The organism is Dankookia rubra (assembly GCF_004355005.1).
GTDB lineage: Bacteria > Pseudomonadota > Alphaproteobacteria > Acetobacterales > Acetobacteraceae > Paracraurococcus > Paracraurococcus ruber_A.
The window spans coordinates 210,228-229,945 of the sequence record NZ_SMSJ01000006.1 but is presented as its reverse complement, the minus strand read 5'-3'; the positions used below and the strand labels follow the sequence as shown (position 1 = coordinate 229,945).

18 protein-coding genes and 1 tRNA gene are annotated in these 19,718 nt (G+C 64.3%); 17 read left to right on the top strand and 2 right to left on the bottom strand.

The genetic code is table 11. The annotated features are described in order from the left end of the window. Positions 1 to 5 precede the first annotated feature (5 nt). From E2C06_RS37440 to E2C06_RS08040, 14 genes are all read left to right on the top strand, one after another. Positions 6 to 179: a hypothetical protein gene (locus E2C06_RS37440; RefSeq protein ID WP_165982271.1), complete on the top strand. Its 174-nt coding sequence runs from the start codon at positions 6 to 8 to the stop codon at positions 177 to 179. A gap of 112 nt (positions 180 to 291) precedes the next feature. Then, positions 292 to 846 (top strand): dCTP deaminase, encoded by a 555-nt coding sequence (gene dcd / locus E2C06_RS08100; protein WP_133288081.1) that lies wholly within the window; start codon positions 292 to 294, stop codon positions 844 to 846. Positions 847 to 920: 74 nt separating this feature from the next. Then, complete coding sequence (gene murA, locus E2C06_RS08095) at positions 921 to 2,180, top strand: UDP-N-acetylglucosamine 1-carboxyvinyltransferase (RefSeq protein WP_133288080.1); 1,260 nt, start codon at positions 921 to 923, stop codon at positions 2,178 to 2,180. Positions 2,181 to 2,228: 48 nt separating this feature from the next. After that, on the top strand, positions 2,229 to 2,930 hold the full coding sequence (gene hisG, locus E2C06_RS08090) for an ATP phosphoribosyltransferase (RefSeq protein WP_133288079.1): 702 nt from the start codon (positions 2,229 to 2,231) through the stop codon (positions 2,928 to 2,930). Next, positions 2,927 to 4,216, top strand: a complete 1,290-nt coding sequence (gene hisD / locus E2C06_RS08085; protein WP_133288078.1) for a histidinol dehydrogenase — start codon at positions 2,927 to 2,929, stop codon at positions 4,214 to 4,216. The genes hisG and hisD overlap by 4 nt, the downstream gene beginning before the upstream one ends. 176 nt (positions 4,217 to 4,392) lie before the next feature. After that, positions 4,393 to 4,611 carry a translation initiation factor IF-1 gene (gene infA / locus E2C06_RS08080; RefSeq protein ID WP_111471402.1) on the top strand — a complete coding sequence of 73 codons (219 nt, stop codon included), beginning with the start codon at positions 4,393 to 4,395 and terminating at the stop codon, positions 4,609 to 4,611. 5 nt (positions 4,612 to 4,616) lie between these two features. Beyond that, positions 4,617 to 5,204 carry a Maf family protein gene (locus tag E2C06_RS08075; protein WP_133288077.1) on the top strand — a complete coding sequence of 196 codons (588 nt, stop codon included), beginning with the start codon at positions 4,617 to 4,619 and terminating at the stop codon, positions 5,202 to 5,204. Positions 5,205 to 5,265: 61 nt separating this feature from the next. After that, positions 5,266 to 6,423, top strand: a complete 1,158-nt coding sequence (locus E2C06_RS08070; RefSeq protein ID WP_133288076.1) for a ribonuclease E/G — start codon at positions 5,266 to 5,268, stop codon at positions 6,421 to 6,423. Then, entirely contained in the window at positions 6,416 to 6,604 is a 189-nt protein-coding gene (locus E2C06_RS08065; protein ID WP_133288075.1) for a DNA gyrase inhibitor YacG, read from the top strand. The genes E2C06_RS08070 and E2C06_RS08065 overlap by 8 nt, the downstream gene beginning before the upstream one ends. Positions 6,605 to 6,700: 96 nt before the next feature. Next, positions 6,701 to 6,776: transfer RNA gene (locus E2C06_RS08060), tRNA-Phe, on the top strand. A 322-nt stretch (positions 6,777 to 7,098) separates the two neighbouring features. Next, positions 7,099 to 8,580, top strand: coding sequence for a class I SAM-dependent DNA methyltransferase (locus E2C06_RS08055; protein WP_133288074.1), 1,482 nt, complete (start codon positions 7,099 to 7,101; stop codon positions 8,578 to 8,580). After that, complete coding sequence (locus E2C06_RS08050; RefSeq protein WP_133288073.1) at positions 8,577 to 10,343, top strand: restriction endonuclease subunit S; 1,767 nt, start codon at positions 8,577 to 8,579, stop codon at positions 10,341 to 10,343. Before E2C06_RS08055 ends, E2C06_RS08050 begins: the two co-directional genes overlap by 4 nt. Further along, positions 10,333 to 12,009: an AAA family ATPase gene (locus E2C06_RS08045; protein ID WP_133288072.1), complete on the top strand. Its 1,677-nt coding sequence runs from the start codon at positions 10,333 to 10,335 to the stop codon at positions 12,007 to 12,009. Before E2C06_RS08050 ends, E2C06_RS08045 begins: the two co-directional genes overlap by 11 nt. After that, a complete protein-coding gene (locus E2C06_RS08040) occupies positions 12,006 to 12,845 on the top strand; it encodes an HNH endonuclease family protein (RefSeq protein ID WP_133288071.1) in 840 nt (279 codons plus the stop codon). Before E2C06_RS08045 ends, E2C06_RS08040 begins: the two co-directional genes overlap by 4 nt. A gap of 86 nt (positions 12,846 to 12,931) precedes the next feature. On the opposite strand, the gene E2C06_RS08035 is transcribed toward E2C06_RS08040, so the two are convergent. Beyond that, a complete protein-coding gene (locus E2C06_RS08035) occupies positions 12,932 to 14,167 on the bottom strand; it encodes a tyrosine-type recombinase/integrase (protein WP_193560431.1) in 1,236 nt (411 codons plus the stop codon). A 307-nt stretch (positions 14,168 to 14,474) separates the two neighbouring features. Between E2C06_RS08035 and E2C06_RS08030 the strand changes: the two genes are divergently transcribed. From E2C06_RS08030 to E2C06_RS08020, 3 genes are all read left to right on the top strand, one after another. Beyond that, positions 14,475 to 15,038, top strand: a complete 564-nt coding sequence (locus E2C06_RS08030; RefSeq protein WP_133288070.1) for a recombinase family protein — start codon at positions 14,475 to 14,477, stop codon at positions 15,036 to 15,038. A 516-nt stretch (positions 15,039 to 15,554) separates the two neighbouring features. Beyond that, on the top strand, positions 15,555 to 17,477 hold the full coding sequence (locus E2C06_RS08025; RefSeq protein WP_133288069.1) for a hypothetical protein: 1,923 nt from the start codon (positions 15,555 to 15,557) through the stop codon (positions 17,475 to 17,477). Between the two features lie 82 nt (positions 17,478 to 17,559). Further along, entirely contained in the window at positions 17,560 to 18,816 is a 1,257-nt protein-coding gene (locus E2C06_RS08020; protein ID WP_133288068.1) for a hypothetical protein, read from the top strand. Positions 18,817 to 19,096: 280 nt separating this feature from the next. On the opposite strand, the gene E2C06_RS08015 is transcribed toward E2C06_RS08020, so the two are convergent. Then, on the bottom strand, positions 19,097 to 19,591 hold the full coding sequence (locus E2C06_RS08015) for a hypothetical protein (RefSeq protein WP_133288067.1): 495 nt from the start codon (positions 19,589 to 19,591) through the stop codon (positions 19,097 to 19,099). Positions 19,592 to 19,718: the final 127 nt, after the last annotated feature.

Sequence of the window (19,718 nt, the reverse complement as noted above, 5' to 3'; positions counted from 1 at the left end):
TGCACATGGCGAAGCCGCCCGACCCGACCCCGAAGACCAATCCGGCCAGGCCCGATCCGGACCCCAAGGCCGAGCGCGAGGCGCGGCTGGCCGCGGCGCTGCGCGCCAACCTCCGCAAGCGGAAGGCCCAGGCCCGGGCGCGGGAAGCCCCGCCGGAAAAGCCCGGAGACAAGGCCTGAGGGCATGGTTCCGGTTGCCGCTGCCGGGCGGCTGGGCTAAGGGGGCGGCCCATTCCGGGGCGCCCGGGCCAGCCGGGGCCGTGCAGTCCCCCCACCCCGAAGGCGCGCCGCCATGTCGATCATGCCCGACCACTGGATCCGCCGGATGGCGGCCGATCACGGCATGATCGAGCCCTTCGTCGAGGCGCAGCGGCGCGAAGGCATGATCTCCTTCGGCCTGTCCTCCTTCGGCTACGACGCCCGCGTGGCCGACGAGTTCAAGGTCTTCACCAATGTCGACAACGCCCTGGTCGACCCGAAGCACTTCGCCGAGGACAGCTTCGTCACCCGCCGCGGCGAGACCTGCATCGTCCCGCCCAACTCCTTCGTGCTCGCCCACACGGTCGAATATTTCCGCATCCCGCGCGACGTGCTGGTGATCTGCCTGGGCAAGTCGACCTACGCCCGCTGCGGGCTGATCGTGAACGTCACCCCGCTGGAGCCGGAATGGGAGGGGCAGGTGACGATCGAGATCAGCAACACCACGCCGCTGCCCGCCCGCATCTACGCGAACGAGGGCATCTGCCAGTTCCTGTTCCTGCAGGGCGCGGCGCCGCCGGATGTCAGCTATGCCGACCGGGCCGGGAAGTACATGCACCAGCGCGGCGTCGCGCTGCCGAAGCTCTGACCATGCCGTGCCGTGCCGATCACGCCGCCTGCACGACGCAGCGCCGGCGCATTTCGCAGTAGGGAACGCCGCACATGGACCGCATCCGCATCCGCGGCGGCCGGCCGCTGGAAGGGCGCATCCCGATCAGCGGCGCCAAGAACGCGGCGCTGCCGCTGATGGCCGCCGGCCTGCTCTCGGACGGGCCGCTCCGCCTGCTGAACGCGCCGGACCTGGCCGATATCGCCACCATGGCCGGGCTGCTGCAGCAGCACGGCCTGACGGTCGAGCACGACAAGGCGGCGCGCACCATCACCCTCTCGGGCGCTGCCACCAACCTCGAGGCGCCCTACGACCTCGTGCGGAAGATGCGCGCCTCGGTTCTCGTGCTTGGCCCGCTGCTGGCCCGCTTCGGCGAGGCGAAGGTCTCGCTGCCCGGCGGCTGTGCCATCGGCACCCGTCCGGTCGATCTTCACCTGAAGGGCCTCGAGCAGATGGGGGCCGAGATCGAGATCGAATCCGGCTACATCCTGGCCAAGGCGCCGCGCGGCCTGAAGGGCGCCCGCATCCTCTTCCCCCAGGTCTCGGTCGGCGCGACCGAGAACCTGCTGATGGCCGCCTGCCTCGCGGATGGCGAGACCGAGCTGGTCAATGCGGCGCGCGAGCCGGAGATCAGCGACCTCGCGGAATGCCTGATGCGGATGGGCGCGCGGATCGAGGGCATCGGCACCGACCGGCTGCGGATCGAGGGTAGCACCAGCCTGACCGGCGCCTCCCACCGCGTGGTACCGGACCGGATCGAGGCCGGCACCTTCGCCATCGCCGCCGCCATCACCGGCGGCCGGGTGTTGCTGGAAGGCGCGCGCCTCGACCATCTTGGCGCCACGGCCCGCATCCTGCGGGAAGCCGGGGTCGAGGTGACCGAGCGGCCGGAGGGCCTCCGCGTCTCCCGCATGAACGGTCTCTCGGGCGTCGACGTGATGACCGAGCCCTTCCCGGGCTTCGCCACCGACATGCAGGCGCAGTTCATGGCGCTGATGTGCGTCGCCGAGGGCGCCGCGATGATCACCGAGACGATCTTCGAGAACCGTTTCATGCACGTCCCGGAGCTCATGCGCATGGGCGCCCGGATCAACTACCACGGCCATTCCGCCATTGTCCGCGGCGTGCCGAAGCTCTCGGGCGCGCCGGTCATGGCGACCGACCTGCGCGCCTCGGTCTCCCTCATCCTCGCCGGCTTGGCCGCCGAGGGCGAGACGATCGTGAACCGGGTCTACCACCTCGACCGCGGCTATGAGCGGGTGGAGGCGAAGCTCGCTGCCGTTGGCGCCGATATCGCTCGGGTCGCGGGTTGACATGAAGATGTCTCGCGCCCCCACCCTGCCGCAGTGCTAGGCTCTTCCATGGACCTGCCCATCACCGATCCCGCAGCGCTGGCCACGGCGGATGCCGGCCCGCTGATCCTCGCGGTCCCGAAGGGCCGCATTCTGACCGAGCTCGGTCCCGTCTTCGCCCGCGCCGGGGTCACCCCGGCGCAGGACCTGATCGACGAGGACAGCCGGCGCCTGCGCTTCGAGAGCTCCGACCCCGGGCTCGACATGGTCCGGGTCCGGCCCTTCGACGTGGCGACCTTCGTCGCCTTCGGCGCGGCGCATATCGGCATCTGCGGCGCCGACGTGCTGATGGAATTCGATTACGACCAGATCTACGCGCCGCTCGACCTCGGCATCGCCAAGTGCCGCGTCTCGGTCGCCGAGCCGGTGGCGACCGCGGGCCGCGACGATGCCAGCCGCTGGTCGCGGGTGACCGTCGCCACCAAGTACCCCAACATCACCCGGCGCCACTTCGCCGCCCGCGGCGTGCAGGCGGAGATCGTTTCGCTCTCCGGCGCCATGGAGCTCGCCCCCTCGCTCGGCCTGTCGCGGCTCATCGTCGACCTGGTCGCCACCGGCAGCACGCTGAAGGCGAACGGGTTGGTGGAGACCGAGGTGATCGCCCAGGTGACATCACGGCTGATCGTCAACCGCACAGCGCTGAAGACCCAACCGGAACGCATTGGCGCCTGGATCGCCCGCTTCCGCAACGCCCTGGCTGCCGCGGCATGATCCGGCTCGACACGCGTGAGGCCGGTTTCGCCGCCGGCTTCGAAGCGCTGCTGGACAGCGCACGGGAGACAACGGCGCGGGTCGATGCCGCGGTCGGCGAGATCATCGGCGCGGTGAAGCGCGACGGCGACGCCGCCCTGCTGGACCTCACCGCCCGTTTCGATGGCTGGCAGCCGGCCGATGCCGGCGCGCTGCGGGTTACCGCGGCCGAGATCGACGCGGCGACCGCCGGGATCGAGCCATCCCTCATGGCCGCCCTCGACCTCGCCGCCACGCGGATCGAGCGTTTCCACCAAGCGCAGCGGCCGCGCGACCTGGAGCTGCCCGACCCGGCCGGGCTTACGCTCGGCATGCGTTGGAATGCGCTCGACGCGGTCGGCCTCTACGTCCCGGGCGGCAAGGCGGCCTATCCTTCCTCGGTGCTGATGAACGCCCTGCCGGCGCGGGTCGCCGGCGTCGGCCGCATCGCCATGGTGGTGCCGACCCCGGGCGGGCAGCTCAACCCGCTGGTCCTCGCCGCCGCCCGCCGCGCCGGGGTGACCGAGGTCTATCGCATCGGCGGCGCCCAGGCCGTGGCGGCGCTGGCCTGGGGCACCGCTTCCATTGCCCCGGTCGACCGCGTGGTCGGCCCCGGCAATGCCTATGTCGCCGAGGCCAAGCGCCAAGTCTTCGGGCGCGTCGGCATCGATTCCATTGCCGGCCCGTCCGAGGTCGTCATCCTCGCAGATGCCTCGAACGACCCGCGCCACGTCGCGACCGACCTGCTGGCCCAGGCCGAGCACGACGAATCGGCCCAGGCGATCCTCGTCACCGACGATGCCGGCTTCGCCGCCGCCGTCGCCGCCGCGGTCGAGGCCGAGCTCGGCACCCTGTCCCGCGGCGCCATCGCCGGCGAGAGCTGGAAGCGGCACGGCGCGGTGATCCTGGTCCGCGACTGGACGGAGGCCTATCGGCTCACCAATCGCTTGGCCCCGGAACACCTGCAGCTCATGTTGCCCGACCCGCGCGCGGCCCTCGCCGAGGTCCGCCATGCCGGCGCCGCCTTCCTCGGGCGGTACTGCCCGGAGGCGATCGGCGACTATGTCGCCGGGCCGAACCATGTGCTGCCGACCGGCCGCACCGCCCGCTTCGCCTCCGGCCTCTCGATCTACGACTTCCTCAAGCGGACCACCTGGGTGGAGGCGACCGCGGCCGGGCTGAATGCCATCGGCCCCGCCGCCGTCGCCCTGGCCGAGGCCGAGGGCCTGCAGGCACATGGCCGGAGCGTCGCCCTTCGGCTAGGCTGAAACCCGCCGGGTCGGCTCGCCTTGACCCGCTCCCCCCCGCCCATCATGTTGCCGCCGCCCAGTCAATCCCCGGGGGGGGCACCCCCCTGGGCGCGTCCCGCCGGTCCCCTCCGCCACGCGCGCGGTCCAAAGCAAGGTGACGCGGCGTCTCGCGCCGCGCGCAGATAAGGTTTCGAATGTCGAAAGAGGATATGATCGAATTCAGCGGCACCGTGGTGGAGCTGCTGCCCAACGCGATGTTCCGCGTGAAGCTGGACAACGAACACATGGTCCTGGCCCATACCAGCGGGAAGATGCGCAAGAACCGCATCCGCGTGCTGGCCGGCGACCGCGTGAATGTCGAGATGACGCCCTACGACCTGACCAAGGGCCGCATCACCTTCCGCTTCAAGTAAGCGCCTTGACCGCGGCGCGACCGCCCCTGGTGCTGGCCTCCGCCAGCCCGCGGCGGCTGGACCTGCTCGCCCGGATCGGCGTCGTGCCCGACCGCGTCCTGCCCACCGACATCGACGAGACCCCCCGGAAGGAGGAACTGCCGCGCCAGCTCGCCGCGCGGCTCGCGGCCAGCAAGGCCGCCGCCGCCGTCGCCCTGGAGCCGGAGGCGCTGGTGCTGGCGGCCGATACCGTCGTCGGCCTCGGCCGGCGCATCCTCGGCAAGCCGGCCGATGCGGCGGAGGCGCGTCGCTTCCTTACCCTGCTCTCGGGCCGCCGGCACCATGTCTATACCGGGGTCGCGCTGCGCGCGCCGGACGGCACGCTGCGCACCCGGCTGGTCGATACCGCCCTCGCCTTCCAGCGGCTGACCGAGGCGCAGGTCGAGGACTTCGTCGCCAGCGGCGAATGGCAGGGCGTGGCTGGCGGCTACCAGATTCAGAAGCGGGCGGAGGTCTTCGTGCGCTTCCTGTCGGGCTCGCACTCCAACGTGGTCGGGCTGCCGTTGTTCGAGACGGCGCAGCTGCTCAGGGGCGTGGGGTGGCTGCGGCCGTGAAGGACGGGGGGACGTATCCCTCCGTACCCCCTTCCATTTTTCCGCGTCTGGCGCGCGACCAATGAAGACCATCCTGGCCTCCACGTCGCCGGGCGAGGTGCGCGTCGCGCTGCTCGACGACGATACCCTGGTCGAGGCCTGGGTCGAACGACCAGCGCGGCCGGATGGCGTCGGCGACCTGCACCGGGCGCGGGTGTCGGCCCTGGCGCCGGCCATGGCGGGCGCCTTCCTCGCCATGGCCGACGGCGAGACCGGCTTCCTGCCGGAATCAGCCATCGGCGCGGCGCGGCAGCCGATCGGCAAGTCGGCCAGCGAGGGCCAGATGCTGCCGGTCCGCGTTATCCGCGCCTCGCAGGGCGGCAAGGGGCCCCGGCTGACCGCCAGGCTGACCGACGCCGAGGCCGCGCGCGCCGCCGCCGCCCCGCCCGGCGGCCCCGCGCTGCTCGCCCGCGGCCCGGAGGCGGCCTTGCGCCTGGCTCGCGCCCATCCGCAAGCCGAGCTCCGGACCGACGGCGCCGGCCTTGCCGCCCGGCTGCGCGCCGCCCTCGGCCCTGTTCGCGTGACGCTGAGCCACGCCCCAGTCTTCGATGATGCGCTCGAGGCCGAGTTCGACCAGCTCGCCGGCCCCGAGGTGCCGCTGCCGGGCGGCGGCCGCCTGCTGTTGCACCCGACGCCGGCGCTCACCGCCATCGACGTCGATGCCGGCAGCGCCGCCGGCGGCCGCGACCCGCAGGCCCAGTTCCGCCTCAACCACGCCGCAGTGGCCGAAGCGGCGCGGCAAATCCGCCTGCGCAACTTGGCCGGGCCGATCCTGCTCGACCTCGCCGGCCTGACCACGAAGCGGCGGGAAGCGCTGGCCGAGCCGCTAGCCAGGGCCCTTGCCGCCGACCGGCTGGCGCGGCTGCTCGGCCTCGGCCCGCTCGGCCTCTTCGAGATCCTCCGCCAGCGCATCCACCCGCCGCTGCACGAGGTGCTGGGCTGGCCGCCCGCGTTGCTCACCCACGGCCTCGCCGCCCTGCGCCGCGCGGCGCGCGAGGCGGCGCTGCGCCCTGGCCGCCGTTGGGCACTGCGCGCGGCGCCCGCCGTCATCGCCGCGCTGCGAAACCTGCCAGGCGCGCTGGCAGAGGCGGAGGCGACCATCGGCATGCCGCTGCAGCTGCACCCCGACCCGGCGCGTTCCCCCGCGCAGGCCGAGATCGAGGAGGCCGCCCATGGCTGACCCCGCCCCGCCGCCCCGCCCGCCGCGTCGCTGCGCCGTCTGCAGCAAGCCAGTGTCGCCGGACAACCGCTTCCGCCCTTTCTGCTCGGCGCGCTGCCGGCAGGTGGATCTCGGCCGCTGGCTGGCCGGCGACTACGCCATCCCAGTGAAGCCAGACGACCAGGACGGAGACGACGTCTGAGCGAGAAAACCGCACGAAGCCGGGTGGACAGGCGGAACGCCTTCCGCTATTTCCCGCGGCCTCTGCCGGCGGCCTTAGACAAGGCCGGCCGCTTGGGCCCAGGTAGCTCAGTTGGTAGAGCATGCGACTGAAAATCGCAGTGTCGGTGGTTCGATTCCGCCCCTGGGCACCATTTCTCCCAAGTGGATCAAGAGTTTATAAGCGGCGCAGTTGCGCTCTCACGGCCGCGTGCGCCTAGCACAGTGCTAGCACAGTCCTGTCGCATCCCCTTCTGTTTCAGCACCGTAGGTTGGTGAGTGTCTGGTGCGCTAGCACAGTTCTAGCACGGTCGAGGGAGTGATCCTCCGCAGGGGTGCGACGGTCCGGCGGCCATGCCCACCGCTCAGCTCTAAATGCACAGCCGCAGCAGATACGGGGAGCTCGTTCACGACTAGAGACGAAGCCGACGCCGCTGTATTCAGTGCAGACGCCGCTCAACCTACACTCGGGGAACTATGGCCAACACTCAGGACAATGTCGCCCGCCTCTGGGCGCTCTGCCACGCCCTGAGGGATGATGGCATCACCTACCACCAATATGTGACTGAGCTAACGTATCTTCTTTTCCTGAAGATGGCCGCCGAGACCGGAGCAGCCGACGTGCAGGGTGGCGACGGCTCCAGTGGACCAAACATTCCGAGCGGTTGCAGGTGGAGCGATCTAATAAGCCAGCCACCTGCCGAGCGCCTCGACTTCTATCGCGCCATGCTCTTTAGACTTGGGAGCAAAGGATCGCCGAGAGTACGTGACATTTTCCGAAACGCACAAACCTCAATCTCTCGTTCGAGCAACTTATCACTAGTAGTGGATGCGATCAACACGATCGATTGGTATTCCTCAGGGCGCGAAGGATTAGGTGACGCCTATGAGGGTATACTTGACAAGCATGCGTCCGAAAAGAAATCCGGCGCGGGCCAGTATTTTACCCCGCGCCCTCTGATCGACTGTATGGTTGCATTGATCCAGCCGCAAGTCGGGGAAATTATCCAAGACCCGGCTGCGGGTACAGGCGGGTTTCTAGTCGCTGCGGACCGCTACGTGAAAAATCTTGCGGGGCGGGCTGCTGCCTTGACCAGATCGCAGCAGGCTTTCCAAGCCACCAAAGCATTTCAAGGCATGGAACTCGTGCCTGACACGCACCGCCTTGGCCTGATGAATCTACTTCTGCACGGCATAGAGAGCGACCGATACTGTCGCGGCGACGCGCTGTCTCCCGACATCGCGCAGCTGGACGTCCCCGACGTCATACTAACTAATCCGCCATTTGGCGCGAAAAAGGGCGGGGGCAATCCGACGCGCACTGATTTACGATTCAAGACAGCAAACAAGCAGCTCTCGTTCCTCCAACACGTCTACCGCGCCCTGCCCGTTGGCGGCCGAGCTGCTGTTGTCGTATCCGACAATGTGCTGTTTGAGGATGGGGCAGGCAGAGAAGTCCGAAGCGAACTTATGAGCCTATGCCGCCTACACACTATCCTTAAGCTGCCGACTGGAATTTTCTACGCGCAGGGCGTCAAGACCAATGTGCTTTTCCTAAACCGCGATTCCGAGACCAACACCGAGCACGTTTGGATCTACGATATGCGGGCAAACTCCGCTCCGATCAGAAAGCGGCGCCCACTCGCGCGCGAAGATTTCATCAGCTTCGAATTAGCTTTCGGCACCGATCCTCACGGGAGAAGTCCCCGCACGGACCAAGGCGAATCAGGTCGCTTCCGGTGTTTTACACGCGACGAAATACTTGCCCGTGGTGACGACCTTAGCATTGCATGGCTTCGGGACGACACCGCGGCGAGCGATTCTGCTTCTGATCCAGGTGAACTTTGCGCAGAGATCATCGCCAAGCTTCGCGCGGCACTCGACGAAATGGAAGAGCTCTCAGATATCCTCGACTTTCCGCCAGGTTCAGACCCCCTCAGCCAGGCGTCAAATAAGTGAGGCCAGGAGCCGTCCCGAGAGGCTGGGCGACAGCCCCGCTGGGCGACCTCTGCTTGTTTAACCCCAAGCATTCGCCCGATTTACCAGATGCTCTATCGGTGTCGTTTGTCCCGATGGCGAGCATTGATGACCAGTCGGGCAGGATTTCGTCTACTACGACGGTATCGTTGAGGGAGGTCTGGTCTGGATTTACACACTTCGCAGATGGCGATGTTATTTTTGCGAAAATCACGCCCTCGATGGAGAATGGAAAATGCGCCGTGGTCCGCAACCTGCTGAATGGGCTGGGCTGTGGATCTACAGAGTTTTTTGTACTTCGCCCCCTTGGTGGTATTCTCCCCGAGTATCTGCATTTCTACTTAAGGCAAAGGTCGTTTCGTCGAAACGCCGCGGTAAGTATGACCGGAGCAGTCGGCCAGCAGCGAGTTCCGCGCACTTTCCTCGAGAATACAGAAATCCCAGTAGCACCGCTTTCGGAACAAAAACGTATCATTGCGCAGCTTGCGACTAGCAAGGCGCGCGCAGACAATGCTTCCAGGATGATCGAGGGTGCTCGAACACGGCTTGTCGCCTACCGCCGCACTCTTATCTCCACAGGCATTCGTGGTGTTTTGCCCGGCCGACAAGACCGCGGCCAAAGTGATTCATCCGCCAAGCATTTGGTGGACGAACTGCGCATCCGCCGGCGGGAAGCTTGGGCCCTCGCCGGTCGTGCTGAAAGCGAGTACATCGAACCCCCAGCCAGCCCTAAACCGTCCGACGGACACATACGTCTTATGGGCCCATCCAGCGCAAGTTGGGGCAGAACGACCCTTGAGGCATTAACTGACCCTACCCGGGGGATCTCCTATGGCATCGTGCAAACCGGCGACCCAGACCCTACAGGCATTCCGACTGTGCGCGGCGGCGATGTAAAAGGCTTCCGCATCGATACCGAAAGCCTGAAACGCGTTACGCCGAGCATTGAGGAGCGATACGGTCGGACGCGCCTTCGTGGGCGTGAGGTGCTCATTACTATACGGGGCACGGTCGGAGGCGTCGCTGTCGCCGGACCAGGTCTAATTGGCTCAAATGTAAGCCGCGAAGTTGCCGTGATTCCGCTCCTGGAAGGGGTGGTTCCGGAGTACATCGCTTACCTACTCGGAAGCCCTGCAGCTCAAGACATTCTAAATGAGCAGGTGAAAGGTGTCGCTCAGAGTGGGATCAATCTTTCCGACTTGAAGCAATTTCCAGTTCCCTTACCCCCCTCCGACGCCCAGCGACAGATCGTGGCCGCCATTCGGTCAGGTCTTCACCGAGCGGATCGGTTCGAGTCTCATTGCGATTCGCTGCTCCAGCAAATGGAAAACCTCCGAGAAGCTCTGGCTTCCGCCGCATATCGGGGTGAACTTACACTTCAAAGTGATAGCGAAGCCAGTGGGCACACTGTCGTGGAACGTGCTCGCGCCGAAAAGGAGCAAGCAATGAAGGAGATTAAGTCTGTCCGGCGACGGCCGCGCGGCGTCAGCTCTTCGGATGAGCCCGAGCCGGCTCCAACTCCTCCTGTCGGCGCCGAAGAAAAGACACGGAGGGACGTGCCTGTAGGCTACCTACGATCCCTGTTGGATGCTCGCCAATTGAGCGCCATCACTGCTCTCGAGCTCTACCGCCTCTCTGGGATGAGTATAGACGAGTTCTATAAACAGCTCGCTAGCGAGCTGGGCGATATGGCCCTTCGGGAAAGTAAACAAAAAGGGCACGTTGAGGTGTGTGATGCGACTTGATCTATTCAAAATCGATGGCTTCAAAAATTTACGGAATGTCGAGATTAATTTTGACGAGGACGAGTTTGCCACCGTCCTGATTGGCCTTAACGGCGCAGGCAAGTCGAACATTTTGGAGGCGCTCGTCACGGTTTTTCGCGCCCTCGATCTGGGGAACAGCATCTCCTTTCGCTTTTTCCTTCGCTACCATTGCCGCGCAAAATGGATTGAACTAGATAACCGCTGGACCGACCTGACATCACCGCAGATCAGCATTGTAATCAAGGAAGGGCATCCCGAGTCTCCGAAACCCGCAGAGCAGATCGGAACATCAATCCGACTGAATGCGTTCCGCAAGCGTGCGCCCGAATTTTTGCCGAACCATGTTTTCGGATATTACTCTGGGCAAAGTGATAGATTTGAAAAGCTCTTCGACAAGCACCAGAGCCTCTATTATTCCAAAGTGATCAAGCCCGGAGCCGAGCTCGAGTTAAACACCCGCGATCCTGAGCTGCGTCGCCTTTTTTACTGCAGACATTTCTACGGCCAGCTGGCGCTGCTCTCCTATTTCGCTTTTGATAATCGCCGAGCACGCCAACTACTGCGGGAGCACATGGGCATCACCGGTTTGCACAGCGCGTTGATCGTGATGAAAGAGCCCTGGTGGGCTAAAGGTCGAAAAGGGCAAAAGCGTCCCTCCCCCACTCTCGTGAAGCATGGGGACCCCAACTTCTGGTTCGCCTACGGAGTAGTCCGTCGCCTGCTCGATAAGCTGTGGGCGTACGCCACTGCACCCATTCGTATTGAGCAGTCCGTTCAGACCGACTATCGCGGGAATGCCACGTCTGAGGAACATGTCTATCTGTTCATAAAGGACGAGGAGACTTTGGGTAAATTGGCCGGTGGATTCGACGACGCGAAATCGTTTTTTGCGATGCTCGAGACCCTCGACATCTCGGATCTGGTCAGAGAGGTGCGTCTTTGGGTTCACCGAGAGGGAGCAGATGCAGAATTGCCGTTCCATGAAATCAGCGATGGCGAAAAGCAGCTGCTCACGGTTTTGGGTTTGATGGAATTCACGCGCCACGATGAGTCCCTGTTTCTACTGGACGAACCAGATACACATCTGAATCCCGCGTGGAAGTGGAAGTACCTCGAACTAGCGCACCAATTCTCTTCCGACGAAACGGATGACCCGAATGGATGGCGGACTGACCCTACCAGTCACATCGTCATGACGTCCCATGACCCGCTCACGATGGCGAGCCTTCAACGTCAGCAGGTGCAGGTGATGTCACGGGATGACTTTGGGCGGGTCTCGGTACAAAGACCGCCTATCGATCCACGAGGCTTGGGAGTGGCCGGAATTTTGACCGACATATTCGGACTTTCTACAACCCTCGATCCAATCACACAGCGTAAGCTCGATGAGCGAAACGCGCTTTTTTCGCTAGCCGACTCTGTAAGGAGCCCCGCGCAAGAAGACCGCATGGAGGAGCTTTCGCGTGAACTAGCGCAGATTGGGCTTAGGCGAGTGTCCCGTGATCCCTTGTACGACCTATTTCTCAAGCGCATGGCTCACGTTCGCACAGCCGATACTCCATTACAGTCGCCTGCCGACTTGGAGGCAATGAACGCCCTCGCCGACCAGGTAATTAAAGAGCTTAGTGCCGGGACGCAGCCGTGATCTTCATTCGCTTTGATGAGGCCATATTTCCTGCCGAGGTCCGCCGAGAAGCAGAAAGGTTAACAACTCGACTGGTCAGCCTTACGACCGACCGTGAGAGGCGTGCATTCATAACTCGACACAGCGCATTTTGGAGGGAAATGGTAAAGCCTCACCTTGAGTTACTTTCCCATAATAAATGTTGGTATAGCGAAGCGAAAGATAAGGTGAGCTTCTGGCACGTTGACCATTTCCGTCCGAAAGGGCGCGTGGCAAACGAACACGAGGATCCACGGTCTGGATACTGGTGGTTAGCCTTCAACTTATCCAACTATCGTTTGGCAGGGGCCGTAATGAATACGCCCAGCCGGGATGAGATCGATGGCCCGCTTCTCGGCAAATGGGATAAGTTCCCTTTGGCAAAAGGGAGCTTCATCGCCACGTTACCGACCGAGGATATAAGATTAGAAACATGTTTGCTGCTGGATCCTTGCAACGACCTTGACCCAGCATTGATCACATTTGATGAAGCCGGGAAGCCAGTACCCGCCTGCCCAGCAGGTACAGTAGACTTCGACCGTGTTGAGCTCAGCATCGACGTTTTGCACCTCGACTTTGAGCCACTAAATGAGGTGCGGCGGGAAATATGGAACAAATGCGATGAACTTGCCAGGGAAGCTGCTCATATAAGCGCGATGCCGATAGAGCAGCGGGTGTATGCCCAAGCGAAACTTTTGGATCTGATGCGTCAGATCCGGGAGATGGTTCTGCCGACCGCTGAGTTATCCAGTGTCGCGAAGGCGTATCTGCTGAAATGCAAACTGCCTTGGTTGCAGCGACTTGCATCACCAATTTGAAATTGTAGACGGCGTTGGATCGTGCACCTCGGACAGCTATCGACGGGCCGGGTGCTGTGAAATCTCAACACCTGACTAGATAGTCCCTACTGCTTGCGCCACTCCGGCCTGAGCTCCTTGGCCATGCGCTCCAGCTTCACCTGGCCGTAGAACCGCTCGATCATGTCGCTGCTCGTACCGGCGTTCTTGGCCAGCAGGAACACGTCCACACCGGCGATCAGCTGCTGGCTGATGTAGAAGTGCCGGAAGGAGTAGGCGGTGCGCCGCGCACCGCGGTGGTCGGTCAGCAGCCCGGCAGCCCTCAGCAGCTCGGAGAGGCTCTTCTTCACAGAGCCCAGCCGCTTGCCCGTAGGCGTTGCAAACACCGGGTCGTCGTCGCCCGGCTCGCGGCCTGCAGCCTTCAGCCAAAAGTTCCAAAGGATATCGAACCAAGAAACTGCTGCCAGCATCGGCACGAAGACGCGGTTCTTGCCCTTCCCCCTCACCCGGAGTCTGACGTCACGTTCGTCAATCGGCATGCTCCGGCATTCGCGGTAGCCCAGGACATCGCTCCAGTTGAGGTTCTTCAACTCAGTTGGCCGACAGCCACTCAGTGCGGCGATCATGCAGTAAGCGTGCAGCACCGCACGATCGCGTCGCACGTGGTCATTGATCTTGGCGTCAGTTAGGCGCTCAAGGCTGACCTGCTCCAAGCGGGTGAACTCATGCGCCTCGAAGCTGGGCCGAGCGTTTGCGGGCACACGGGTCAGGTGGATTTCCGGCACCTGTGCCGTCTTGATGTATCCCTGCTGAGCGGCGAAGCGGAACAGCAGGCGCAGGACCACGAACTCGCTGCGTAGTGCGCTCGGCGAAGGTGGCTTCCGCATCCTGGCCGTGATCGGGCGGCGTATCTGGCGACCACCACGCATGTAGGGGATGATCTGGACGTCCTTGCCCGGACCGATGGTCCAGTAATCCTTGCGCCACTCGCGGTAACGATGGATGTCGGCATCTATGATGCCGTCGATGGCGCGCTCAGCGAAGAAGCTGACGAAGTAGCGCTCCACAATGCGACGCCACTGGTCGACCTGGAACTGCCTTCGCTCCTTGCGCTCCGCCTCCCGCCGCAGCTGCGTGATGAACTCTTCGGCGACCCTGCTGAAGGTCCGGGCGCGGCTGCGCAGACCGGACTTCGCGCGATGCTTGGATTCGACATAGGCCTCAAGCGCGAGCTGCTCGGCCAATGTCGGGTCGCGCGTCTCGAGCGGGCGGCGGATCTGGCCCTCGCCGCGGATGCTAAAGCGGACCCAGTACGGCCCATCGGGCGTGCGCTGGAAGATCACGTATGGTAGCTTGGACGTCGCTGACCGATCGGGAGATCGAGGCGGCGGCTCGGCAGCGAGAGGTGACAACGGAGCTGCTGCGTCGGTGGCTCCTGCCACGACGTCCATTCCGGCCGACCTATTGGGCCTGGGCTTTCTCATCCGCTTGCTGCCCGGCCTAGCGCCTTATCCAGGGGAGGACAACGCACGACTTGCCCCCGCACAAACGTACGTCTGTGCAACGCTAACCGCGGCCCAGCTCTCCTGCGCGGTCGCCCTTTGCGCAAACCTGTTGCATAATTCAACCCAACAGAAATGGGTTTGCGCAATGCTTCTGGGGTACGCGCGCGTCAGCACAGATGATCAAGACACCGCCGCACAGGTAGCGGCGCTTCAGGCCGCCGGAGCTGAACGCATTTTCACGGAGCGAGCTTCCGGCGGGCGGTGGGACCGGCCCGAGCTGCACCGGATGCTTGACCAGGTCAGGGCCGGCGACGTGGTGGTGGTCTGGAAGCTCGACAGGCTATCGCGCTCGCTAAAGGATCTGCTGCACATCATGGACCGCGTCGAGGTCACCGGCGCAGACTTCCGCTCACTGACCGAAGCCATTGACACCAGCGTACCGGCCGGACGCATGATGATGCAGATGGTGGGCGCTTTTGCGGAGTTCGAGCGGGCGATGGTACGCGAGCGCACCCGCGCCGGGCTTGCGGCAGCCGCCATCCATGGGCGGAGGGGCGGCAGGCGACCGAAGCTCACGGTGGCCCAGCGAGATCTTGTCGCGCGGCTGGTGCTGAACGGCGAGAGGACCGGCTCCGAAGCCGCGCGCCTGTTCGGTGTGAACCCCGCCACCGTGAGCCGGATTGTGGCCGTCGCGCGCAGCCGCGCTTGATCGCCCGGCCCGTCATGCACAGCTGAAGTTCACAATCGCGCCCCCCCTGCTCGACATCACCCGTGGAGTCCAGTGGCGCCACTTGATTCCGCCGAGCGACGCGGTCGGGCATGTGTCCATGCCTGCAACGACGGGGCGAGCGGGTCGTGCCATTTCGTCCGGATGCGCAAAGTCGAATTTGGGCTATTGCCTCTGAACGCCGTTTCGGCGATGTAGGCATTGTCATCGGGCAGCGGAGACGGGCCGCTGCTCACGAGGTTCATCGGTCCCAATCAGCCGATCGTAGAGGCCCGCCTTCGGGCAGGAGCCTCCCTCGCCCGCGCTAAAAGGTAGGGTATCCGCCAACTGATGGCAGGCGGTCACTGGCCAGCACCCGAGGGGCGCTGTGCGGTGGCCGTTGCCGCGCGTCGTCGCCGTCCCGGTCTCCGCACGCCGTCCCTTCAGCGCGAAGGGACAATGATGTCAAGAATTACTGGTTCCGGGCCTTCAGATGCCGGACAGCCGGATGCGGCGCCATTGGCGTCCTCCGATGATGCCGCCGCGAGCCTCAACTCAGTTGAAGTTCGTTCAGGCGACGGTGCCTCCGCTCCGGCGGCCACGGCCGAAGGTGAGCGGACCTCAGCGGCGGAAGTCGCTCCAGACCAGCAGGCCGCGGCGATCGAGCCGCCAGTAGATCTAGCCGGGCTCGATGCGGACGGCGATCCCAGCGAGCGCGTGAAGCGCGCCCATGCCTGCGCGCTGGAGTGTGGGAGGGTTGAGAAGGGGACGCGGGCGCAACTGTCGGCCGTCATCGGGCAACGCCTATCAATCATCCTCGTCTACGGCGACGACAAGCACGATGCCGGGCTGGTGAGGCCAAAGGTCGAGACTATGGGGTTGCAGTACGGCAGTAACAGCAAGCCGTGGCTAGACAACGTTTATGCCTACCACCCGGAGTTAGATCCGAAGGACCAGGCCCATGCCACCCTCGCAGGGCAGCGCGCCAACGCCGTCGAGAATCTCAAAGCCGAGGTGGTGAAGCGGCTCAGCCGGGTGCCGGAGCCCGGGGCCGCGGGCGTTCGAGCCGTCTTCGACGTCTATCGAGAAGTCGGTGGCTACACCCGCCTCAGGCATCCGCCCGTCCGGGGCGGGGACGGTGCCGGCGATGAGGGCGAAATTCCGCTCGACGGCAAGAAACTGCTCGACGAGCAGATCAAGCGTGGGAGTCGTGCCCTGGGCCGAGGCGCTCGTGCCCAGCGCGGGGCGGCCGCGGCACCGTTGCCGCCGTTCGCGCTCTACACAAAGGTGGGCGAAATGTACGAGTTGATCGACGAGGAGGTCGACCGGAACAGCGATCTCGGACGGCTCGTAGTGGCGGCGAGAGCCGAGCCGGAGCCCGTATTGGCATTGCTCGGCGCCGTCTCTTCGGTCGGCACGACCTGCGTACCACAGATACCGACAAAGAAGACCGACAGGCGTGGCAATCCGGTCAAGAGCGGGCGGCACCTATTCGTCAGGCCGGGCCTGTCGCTGCTCGTCTCGCCCACCCACCTCGACGCCTTTCCAGTGGTCGAGATCTTCCCCATCGACCCCATCCGCGAGGCGCTCGCGCCCGAACGGCCGGAAGGAACCCTGTGGGCCAACGCCAAGTCACTCCGGCGAATGGAGATCTACTTGGGGCCGTACAAGAACCTGTTTGGCTTTGCGTTCGCCCATGTGTCCGATCCCCAGGAACTGGGGTCTGCGACGCACTGCAGGTGGGTCCTGTCGCCAACCGCAACCAAAAAGGAATCGGCAAGGCCGATTTCCATGGCGATGACTCGGGCGGCAGCCTGGGCCACCGACGACGGTGACAGCGGTTCGCATCCCCTCGACGTCGATCGCGACGGCTTCGCCCCTCAGTTCAAGACGAGCATTCCCCGGTCCGCCTTCAAGGCCCATTCGCGCGACTACTGCGCTCCGTTGAGGAAGGTGACCAGGGACCGCCCCCCCATTCTCGACCTGCAGCTCGACGGCAGCGTGATTGCGGTCGAGCACGAGAGGTACGGCACTGAGATCGGCCACGACCCAGGGTCGAAGCCGAAGGCGCCCGCCATGTCTGTGAAGGTGGCCACGACCGATTGGCTGAACGTGGTTTCGGCGTTGGCGGCACTCCGCCTCGTAGGAGACGTGGGCCTCGAGGTGGACAGCAGGGGCCTGCTGCGGTTCGAGACGCGCACGGCCCAGGCGACCTTCTGGGTGTGGGTGCCCCTCTGCACGCGCCACGAAGGTGTCCGCATCGCGGCCTTGATGCAGCCGATGGCATTCGCGCGGTGGTCCCCGAAGGTCTCCACTGTCGAGGCTGCCGAGGAGGGCACCGGCGACACCGAAGCACCGGCTTCTGCCGATCCTGTCCCGGGGAAGGCCGGAGCAGGGGCACAAGACGCTGCGACGATGCCGCCGGGCACGAAGGATACCTAAAACGGCGCCCGCCGCCCGCGCTGAGCGAAGCCGTGGGACCCGGGCGGCACCCCGGGTTCCCTCCTCCGTCGGAACCGACAACATGAACTTCGACGAACTATGGCGTGACTACGCCACGTACTATCCTGCCATCCAGACATCCACGGCACGCTATGTGGTCACCGACCCGGCGGCGGCGCTGGCCTCCGGCCTGACGCCCCGGGATCTCGACTTCCTCTGGCCGGAAACTCGGTTGTTCAGGCTCACCGGCGCCCTCTACTCCGCGGGCGTGGTGATGGAACGCGACCCGAAGAATCTGGCAAAACCTCTCAGCGACATGGTGGGGAGACGGGAGACCGCCGGGAGCTACATACTGGCCGACAGCGGTGGCTTCCAGCTCATAGGGGCCAACCTGCCGGTCGACGATGCCACCCGCCTCCTTGTGCTGCGTTGGGCCGAGAAGTACTGCGACGCGGTGCTCGCGCTCGACGTCCCGAGCGCGGCGGTTTACCGGCAGGGAAACCACTACTATAAGAAGTTCGCCCTCGCCCTCGCGGACAGCCTGGCCAGCCACGAGTTCCTGAGCCAGAACCGGATACGCGACACGCTACTCAGGCTTGCCGTCCTCCAGGGCCATACGCCGGCCGAGGCGGAGGCATGGCTCAAAAAGATCGAGCGTTTCATCGGCGAGTTCGAGGGCATCGCCTGGGGCGGGCAGATGCGCTTCGACATGCGGCACGTCCTGCGCGTGCTCGTACGGCTCGCGCGCAAGGGGCTGCTGGGAAGGCTCCAGCACCTGCACTTCCTCGGGACCAGCGACATCGGATACGCGCTGCTCCTGACGGCGCTGAAGCGCGCGCTGGAAGAGCATCTCGGGCGTCGCATCCGGGTCACCTTCGACACCGCGACGCCCTTCCTCTACGGGCATGTCGACCTGAAGGCCATCGTGGGGGTGAACTGGAGCCCCAAGCGCCTGCGGCTCCATACGGTCCAGTTCGACAAGGGCACCATGGGGGTAGCGGATGTCGTGCCCATGCTGCGCAACAGCCATGTAGGACAGCTCCTAAGCATGGCCGAGTTGCGGCGCGTGCCAGACCGGTTCCTGGGTTGGGACACCGCCGGCCGGGTAATGCTGTGCAACCACAACGTCGAGGCGCTGACCCAAGCGATCATCGATGCCAATATTCTCGCCGACCTCCCCGACAATACGGACCATCTCATACCGGATAACGTCCGGCGGGCGCGCAGAGTCATCCGCGACATCTTCACCCACAAGCAGCCGGAGAGGGAGATCAGCTTTCACTCGGACGCGCTCGGTCTGTTTGCCAGGGCGCAGACCCAAACGGATGACCTCGAGTAAACCAAGTAAACTCAGTTGAAGCGGACCGATGTGTCTTGTGCCGATGTGAGCACTCGAGGTGCGGTATGGAAGGAGAACTGAGATCAGGCATCTCGAGCGTCACTGTCTGAAGTGTGGACGATCTCTCTGAACCGTTGTCTTCTAATCACAGGAAGACACTGCAGGGTCCTGAATGTCAGGAGAGCCGGCAGTCGGGTCGATGCAGAATGACGTGCTGGCAGAGCCTCCGTAGCGTTGCAAACGGCGATGACCTGACGTCTATGTCGATCTTGCAGGCCGCCTAGCAGCCCGCGCTTCTCCCGGCCTCGTAGTGCCGCGAGTAGTGGATATTTTCCGAGAGCTCGGGTCGGACCTGCTTGAGCATGTAGTCGATTGCGCCAGGTCCATAACGCCATTGATCCATGTCGATGTTGCCGCTGGTGGCCGCATTCTTCCAGATACGGCGGGACACCTGCCAGAATTGCAGGTTCTTTCTATCCGCCGGCACCACCCCGAGGTGCAGATGCAGATTGCTGCCGACGTTCTCGGCTATCGCCAGAAAGCGGGTTCGTCGGGATCTCCGGTTCGGCTTGGCCCACTTTGAGCCGAGCAATGCGTTGTCTACGCAGGCGTGGAAATGGTCCAGTGCCTTAATCGCGCTCTCGAGCGTGGTGGATCGATTGAACACCAATGTGACGAATAACGCTGGCGCAAGTTCCTCTAACTCTCTTCGCAATGCTTCGAGGTAGTCCGCGCGGTTCACCACCGGTTTGGTGTAGATCGGGATGTTAGCCATTGCGGCGGCCTTGCAGGCGCGTGGTTTTCCGCGGGGGCATTATCTCCCACCACCGAAATGTCCGGATAAAGCCCGGCAGCCAATGGTTTATCATTTGAGACATGTGACCCTCCCTATTTTTGCTTGT